This is a genomic window from Novipirellula sp. (genome assembly GCF_041583735.1).
Taxonomy (GTDB): domain Bacteria; phylum Planctomycetota; class Planctomycetia; order Pirellulales; family Pirellulaceae; genus Novipirellula.
In genome coordinates this window covers 1-7,098 of the sequence record NZ_JBFHFD010000448.1, presented here as the reverse complement: position 1 = coordinate 7,098, position 7,098 = coordinate 1, and the positions used below count along the sequence as shown (strand labels likewise).

The 7,098-nt window shown below is 56.2% G+C and carries 6 protein-coding genes; 1 reads left to right on the top strand and 5 read right to left on the bottom strand.

Annotation, left to right across the window (positions count from 1 at the left end):
* Together ABX962_RS25385 and ABX962_RS25380 are read right to left on the bottom strand one after the other, a co-directional pair.
* On the bottom strand, positions 1-578 hold a 578-nt coding region (locus ABX962_RS25385; protein WP_372723497.1), incomplete at its 3' end, for a dihydroxy-acid dehydratase.
* Between the two features lie 415 nt (positions 579-993).
* Positions 994-1,239, bottom strand: a complete 246-nt coding sequence (locus ABX962_RS25380; protein ID WP_372723493.1) for a hypothetical protein — start codon at positions 1,237-1,239, stop codon at positions 994-996.
* A 23-nt stretch (positions 1,240-1,262) separates the two neighbouring features.
* On the opposite strand from ABX962_RS25380, the gene ABX962_RS25375 reads away from it, so the two are divergent.
* Positions 1,263-3,824: a dockerin type I domain-containing protein gene (locus ABX962_RS25375; protein WP_372723491.1), complete on the top strand. Its 2,562-nt coding sequence runs from the start codon at positions 1,263-1,265 to the stop codon at positions 3,822-3,824.
* A 263-nt stretch (positions 3,825-4,087) separates the two neighbouring features.
* Here ABX962_RS25375 and ABX962_RS25370 read toward each other — a convergent pair whose 3' ends face one another.
* From ABX962_RS25370 to ABX962_RS25360, 3 genes are all read right to left on the bottom strand, one after another.
* On the bottom strand, positions 4,088-5,416 hold the full coding sequence (locus ABX962_RS25370) for an NAD(P)/FAD-dependent oxidoreductase (RefSeq protein WP_372723489.1): 1,329 nt from the start codon (positions 5,414-5,416) through the stop codon (positions 4,088-4,090).
* Positions 5,417-5,496: 80 nt separating this feature from the next.
* Positions 5,497-6,510 (bottom strand): proline racemase family protein, encoded by a 1,014-nt coding sequence (locus tag ABX962_RS25365; protein WP_372723495.1) that lies wholly within the window; start codon positions 6,508-6,510, stop codon positions 5,497-5,499.
* 293 nt (positions 6,511-6,803) lie between these two features.
* Positions 6,804-7,013: a hypothetical protein gene (locus tag ABX962_RS25360; protein WP_372723487.1), complete on the bottom strand. Its 210-nt coding sequence runs from the start codon at positions 7,011-7,013 to the stop codon at positions 6,804-6,806.
* Positions 7,014-7,098: the final 85 nt, after the last annotated feature.

Genomic DNA, 7,098 nt, shown 5'->3' with positions numbered 1-7,098 from the left:
TCGGCGATACAGGCCATCGTGCTTGCCGTGCCCATGGTCATGCAGGTTCCCGCCGAGGGCGCGATACAGTTTTCGATGCAATTCCAATCGCGGTCACACAAGTTGCCCGCCAGTCGCTCGTCCCAGTATTTCCACACATCACTGCCGCTGCCCAGCGTGACATCTTTCCAGCGTGCTTTTAGCATTGGACCAGCAGGCAGAAAGACCGAGGGGACGTCGGCGCTGATTGCCCCCATCAACATTGCGGGAACCGTCTTGTCACACCCGCCCATCAAAACGGCAGCATCAATGGGGTGACACCGCAAAACCTCTTCCACCTCCATCGCCAACAGATTGCGATAGAGCATCGTGGTCGGCTTCATCATCATTTCACCAAGCGACATCACCGGCACTTCGACCGGAAAACCTCCACTCTGCAAAATCCCCCGACGCACCTCGTCCGCTCGGTTGCGAAAATGCGAATGACAGGTGTTCAAATCACTCCACGTGTTCAGGATCGCAACGACCGGCCGGCCTTGATAATCAATGTCATCAAATCCCATCCCTTTCAACCGCGAACGGTGGCCGAATGACCGCATGTCGTCTGGGCCAAACCAACGGTACGAGCAAAGCGTTTCGGGATCGCGGTTTTTATCAGGATCGACGGATGAATTCGTAGCGGTCATGGGAAGATCGATAGTTTGGGAAGGAAGAAAAAAGAGCGGGATTGAGGCGGTCGCCGAGTTTTTTGGTAACTCGAGGCGGAAGGAAACGAGGGGAGGGGAAAAATGGAGATTGCGGCGTCGCAGGCCCTAATTTACCAGTTCGAGTGCCCGTCGCGGAATCGCCGCCTGCCGCTGCGGGATCGACACGAGCTTGGAGGACGGCAAAATGCTATCACGCGAACCCTATTTCGGTTAGCCGATCTCCGCTGTTTTTACGTTTCCCAGATTCGCGGGTATGCCGATTGCACCCCCGCCTTTGCCGTCACTTGTAGGATTAACGGCATCATTGTTAGCCGGCGGTGCCCTTTTCGTCTGGAACCAATTCGTGGCTTACCGCCAACGAAGGGGTACCTGAATTCTTGGGGCTACCGTTCAATAGGGGCGAATCTTTGTCAGAGCAGCAGTGGCGGACGCCCCCTGTGCGGCAACCCAACCGTAAATTCTCCGCTTTTCCAACAATTGGCGTTACCAGAGCTTCCGAGTCGTTGATATCCTCGGCGTTGCCCCCCTCGACACGGAAGTCGCCCTTAGTCACCTCTTCTCTCCATCCATTTCGCTATGCTTAAACCAACTGCCCAAGCGATTCTGGCTCGTATTGCAACCGCCGTACTCCCTGGCGGAATCGACCGCTCCTTCGCATCCCCAGCGCGAAACCAGGGAAGAAAACGCCATCGCAGCGCTGCACGGCAGATCCGCTACCAAACGCTCGAAGACCGTCGGCTATTGGTTGCCGAGGGTGATCCATTTGAAATTGTTCGCAACGTGGATACCACGGGGCTGCTAGGCAACGTCTCCGCTGAAATCCGCTGGGGTGATGGCACGCAAACCGCCGCCGCGGTCAATTCGCAACCAGCGACGGGTGGCTTGAAAATCCGCTTTGACTATTCACTCGACTCCTCGGGATTTTTCTCGGGAGCCAATCAGTACCGACGAGAACTGCTGCAGCTGGCCGCGGACTCGATTGTCCGTCGTTTTTCCGATAATCTCGACGCGATCAATCCGAACGCAGGAGCAAAGATGGAGTGGATTGCCAATTTCACGAACCCATCGACTGGTAATTCCACGATCAACAGCAATGGGACCGCCCGCGACGCGGTTGCCCAAAATTTGAAAATCAACGCCAACGAGCTCGTCATTTTTCCCGGCGCCCGCGATTTGAGTGGGTTTGAACGTGGCCGCGGCGGTCCCGGTGGATTCGCGTTCCCCGGTGTCGGATCGATCACGCCCCAAGAGCTTGCAAACATCAATGCGTTTCGAGACACCGTCCAATTCCGCGGCGAGACCGGCGCCAAAGCATCGCCGCCAACCGATTTTGGACCGTGGGGAGGTTCGATCGCGTTTGATAACAACGGAACCAATTGGTACTTCAATAAAAACATTGATGGCATTCAGCCTGGGCAAACCGATTTCATTACCGTCGCAATGCACGAATTGACCCACGTGCTGGGGTTTGGCAACGCGGGGATCAACAAATCGTGGAGCACCTACACCAACGGAAACTCCTTTACGGGTGCGAAAGCAAATGCGGCTTATGTTGGGACCAGCAATCCGCCGCTGAATCAAAACTTTCACTGGGCTGATTCGATCTTGAATACCGATAACCAAGCGACGCTGATGCGAAGCTCGCTCAATAACAACGAGCGACAACCGATCACCCCGCTCGACGTTGCGGCTTTGGACGACATCGGTTGGACGCTGGTGGGGTCAACCGTTACGGTCTCCGCCAATCACGTCTATGGCGACAATGGCAGTTTTCCTGTGGAAATCGTCCTGACCGGCAGCAGTCTAGGCGAGCTGATCATCCCGGTCACGACCGCTTCGGTCACGAATGTCAAACCGACACTCTCCGTCGCTGCAAACCAAAACGTGGTCGTCAACTCGCCCCTTTCGATCACCAACATTGGATCGATTTCCGATCCGTCCAGCAGCGAGACGTTCGCCTACACGGTCAATTGGGGCGACGGGAGCGACGTCGATTCGGGCGTTGCAACGATCGACCAGACTGGCAATGCCACCCGCCCGACGCTGGCCTCCTTTGACGGCACGCACACCTATTCAACTGCGGGTAACTTCACCGTCCGCGTCCGCGTGGATGACGGCGATGGGGGAATCGATGAGAAAACATTTAGCGTTGCGGTGTCGTCCCCTCCGAAATTATCGCTGACGCTCGACAAGTCTTCGATTGTAGAAAACAGCGGAAACGCGGCGGCCGAGTTGACGATCACTCGTTCCGGACCAGCCTCGAACAGCCCGCAGACGGTTTCATTAAATTCAACGGACCCCAGTGAGGCAAGCGTACCAGCGACCGCGGTCATTCCCGCCAATGCAACCTCGGTCAAAGTTCCCGTCGCGGCGGTCGACGACGCATTGCTTGACGGAGACCAGTCGCTTGAATTATCCGCCTCGGGTTCTGGCGTCGATCCAGCTGTGATCAATCTGCTGGTCAAAGATCACGAAACACTCAGCGCCGTCTTCACCGCAGACACGGTCCGCGAAGACGCAGCCAATGCGGTACAACTGCGGATCACCCGCAGCAATAGCGATGTATCGCAAGCGTTGCCGATTCAAATTTCCGGTGGCAACGCGAGTGAACTCGGTTTCGCTGGTGACTTTGTCATTCCCGTGAATCAAACCAGCTTGCTGATCGACGTGGTGCCCGTGAACGACAACGATCCCGAACGAACCGAGCAGTTCAGCTACACGATCTCGGCAAGTGGCTACGTTTCGGATTCTGCGAGCATTACTTTGGTTGACGACGAATCTCCGTTATTCCAGAACGCAGCGAACCCATTTGATGTCGACTCGAGCGGTTTGGTGACCGCCGCCGACGCGCTCGCTGTGATCAATGCGTTGCAGTTTCGTAGCGGAAATGGCGAGCTTGATCCCGAAACCGAGCAGCCCAACGGGGACCTTTATTACGACGTCAATGGTGACTATCGAATCTCGCCACTGGATGCTTTGGTGGTCATCAACGAATTGAATCGTAAAGGCACCGGGCAAAGCGAGCCACAAGGGGAGCAGCCCCCCGTCAAAGTTACCCCTATTCAAGTGGACGCTTTGATCCGCGATAATGACGACGAGAAAAACCAGGCCATCGGCGATGAGGGTTTGCTGTTCTAGTTTTCGTGAATGCGGAAGAGATGCAGCGAGCGGTAACAGCCGTCACGCCTCCGCCACTTCCCTACCCATCTGTTCCCCATCATGATCTCGCTGATTATCTCTGTTTTTTCTCTGGTACTCATTCTGACTAGCATGGGGCTGCTATGGTTCTGGTTTGTCCGCAGAGAAGACGATCCACACGAGAAGTAGGGCCACACGAGAAGTAGGGCCACACGAGAAGTAGGGCCACACGAGAAGTTGAGCCACACGAGAAGCAGGGCCTGTTAAGCGGTAAAACGCTCTGCTTGATACGGTTTAGCTTGCAGACTCGGGGGATCGCCCGAGACCAACTCGGCGATCATGCGACCGGTCGCAGGAGCCATGCTCAGCCCCAACATATTGTGCCCGCACGCCAAGTAGACGTTCGAGAAGGAAGGGCAGCGTCCAATGATCGGAGTGCTGTCGTACGTCATCGGCCGCCATCCGTACCAGGTTTCCGAGAACGATTCAGGCAGCTTGCACTTCAAGTAATCGGCCGCAGCCTGCGTCAGCAATCCGAGTCGTTTCTTGGATATCTTCGAGTCGTAGCCGATGAACTCCATCATCGACCCCAAGCGTAGCTCGGAACCCCAGGGAGTCACGGCAACCTTTCGCTCGGGCAAAATCATTGGTGTGCTGGGACAGTGCTCAGGCCGGGGCATCGTGATCGAATAGCCTTTGCCGGGTTGAATCGGAGCGCGAAAGCGAAGCATTTTCTCGAGTAGCGGCGTCCAGGCGCCGGTGGCGATCACAAATTGATCTGCCACGACTTGCTGATTCGACAGCGAAACACTTTGCGCGTTGCCGCCCGATTCGACAATCGCTTCGAGTGCTTGATTCTCGACAAACGTCACTCCGCGGTTCTGCAGCGAATCACGCCATGATGCGACCAAGCGGGCAGGCCGCAAATGAGCGTCATGCTCAAAATACCAAGCCCCCGCGACATCCTCTTGCAGCCCAGGTTCAAATTCCAGCAACTCACTTGCCGACATCCGCCGCGCAGGCTCGTTGAAATCGCGACGGAGCATCTCATCGACCGCCGCATACGAATCAAACGCCTGCTGATTCTTGTAAACGAACAACAATCCTTGTTTGGTCCATTCGCAATCCAGTTGGTAATCTCGAATCAAGTCCCCGTAAAGCTGCATCGATGCGGTCAACAACGGATGAATCGCCTGCCCCGATTCAATCCAATCCGCTTCGTTACAGCGACGCGAAAAATTCCACAACCATTTCCAAAGAGGGACGTTCAATCCCGGTCGAATTCGCAGCGGCGGATTCGGTTTCAACATCGCCTTGAGCGTCGAGAAAATCGCCCCGGGTTCAGCCAGCGGCAATGCGTGACTGGGGCTGACGTAGCCGCAATTGCCGTGTGAACACCCACCGCCGATGCGTCCGCGATCAATTACCGTCACGCGATACCCGCGGAGGTTCAAGTAGTGGGCACAGGCGATACCGACCACTCCGCCCCCCACGACTGCCACATGCTGGGGGTCGCCAGCGGACGATGCAATGGGCTGAGCAGGCATAGGGTGAGCGGGCGTGTGCGGGGCGGGCGTGTCTTGGACTGGCATCTATTGAGGCTGGCCTGGGTGTTAGGCAGGAGATCGATGGGTTAAGGCAGGGGATCGATTCGGCGGCCCTACAGGCACGCTTAGACCGGGATCCCGTACCGAAATGCATCGTCGGGGTCGAGCAACAATTGGCTTTCGGCGGTCACCGAAGCTTCGCCCGTAACACTCGGGACGATGATCCCTGCCCCCGCCGACACGGAATCGCCCGTCGCTTGGCTAGGATCCAGGCTGATGTTGCCAAGCTGCTTGATCTCTTGTTCGCTTGCCACGCGATAGTTGGCTTCGAAATAGGTGCCAATGATGCTTTCTTGGTGCCACCGTTTCCCGGGGGCAAGCTCGCCATCGGCTGCTAAACAAGCCACCTTGGCGCTGGTGCCGGTGCCACATGGCGATCGGTCCCACTGGCCGCCTGGGCAAAGCACGAAGTTGCGACCATCGCTGGTCCCTGAATCACAATACAATTCGATATGATCAATCGCTTTGCCGCCATGCCCCGTGATGGCTTGGTCTTCCAAGGCCTTGCGGATCGCTTTGGTGAACACCAACAATTCGTCGAGATGCTGTGGACGAATCTGAGCCGACTCGCTGCGAACCAAAAAGAACCAATTGCCTCCCCACGCGATATCGCCCACGACTTGGCCAAATCCGGGAACCTCGACCGCAACCGCCTTGCGATAGCGATAGCTCGGCACATTTTCGATCGTGACGCGGTGCATGTCTTCATCCAGCTCGAAACCGATCACGCCGACCGACGTTTCGAGTTGATGAAAGCCTGGTCCGATGCGGCCTAAATAGGCAAGCGTCGCCGCAACGCCAATCGCGCCGTGGCCACACATTCCCAAATAACCGGTATTGTTAAAGAAGATGACTGCGCCCGCGAACTCGGGATTGGTGGGTTTGCACAACAAAGCCCCCACCAACACATCACTGCCACGCGGCTCGTTGATCACCGCGGTGCGATAGTGATCGAATTCTTTGGCAAAACGTTGCTGACGCTGCATCAGCGTCCCTTTACCAAGATCGGGGCCTCCCGAAACAATCGTCCGTGTGGGTTCGCCGCAGGTGTGAGAATCAACCGTCGAGATACGCTCGATTTTCGGAGCAGAGACTTTCATGAGAGTGATATTGTATGGCAAACAATAAGAGGTTTCAGACCATCCTCGTGGCCCATGAAGGATCATGCGAGCCCGAGAGTGAAGCAAAGCAAAATGCAATAGCTAAGCAACTATGTTTGCAACAAAATGACCGGCCCACAAGTCTCCCGGGGGCGAAATCATTCTCGCCGCCACCGACCGGCGATCCTCCGCGGTGCTGTCGGCAATAAAAGCCAGTCACTTAAGCACCAACGTCGCTGGCATTTTTCAATCGAGAAAATCGCCCGTCTGCGTTAGGCAAACGTCGCCGAACTGTTGACGGGCACGAGCATCGCGCCGGGTTGAGCGCTGTTGGTGCGATAATAGTCTGGAGCCCAGCGGCCCAATTCCACGTACATGGCGATCACCGCAACGAGCATAAACAGCATCGCAAGGATCAAAATGACGGTGTAAACACTCGGAGGTTGTTTACGTGGTTTCTCAGTCGAGGGTAGTGTCGACACGATCGCCCTCCTGGATAGTGCCTTGGCTGAAGTCGGGTAGGATTTCCGCGACAGCTCGTTCGGGTTCAATTTTCAACACGCGGAC

What these genes read in the sequence shown, in the direction of transcription:
- ABX962_RS25375 (WP_372723491.1), top strand. Translation starts at nt 1,263, where the DNA reads ATGCTTAAACCAACTGCCCAAGCGATTCTGGCTCGTATTGCAACCGCC.
- ABX962_RS25370 (WP_372723489.1), bottom strand. Translation starts at nt 5,416, where the DNA reads ATGCCAGTCCAAGACACGCCCGCCCCGCACACGCCCGCTCACCCTATG.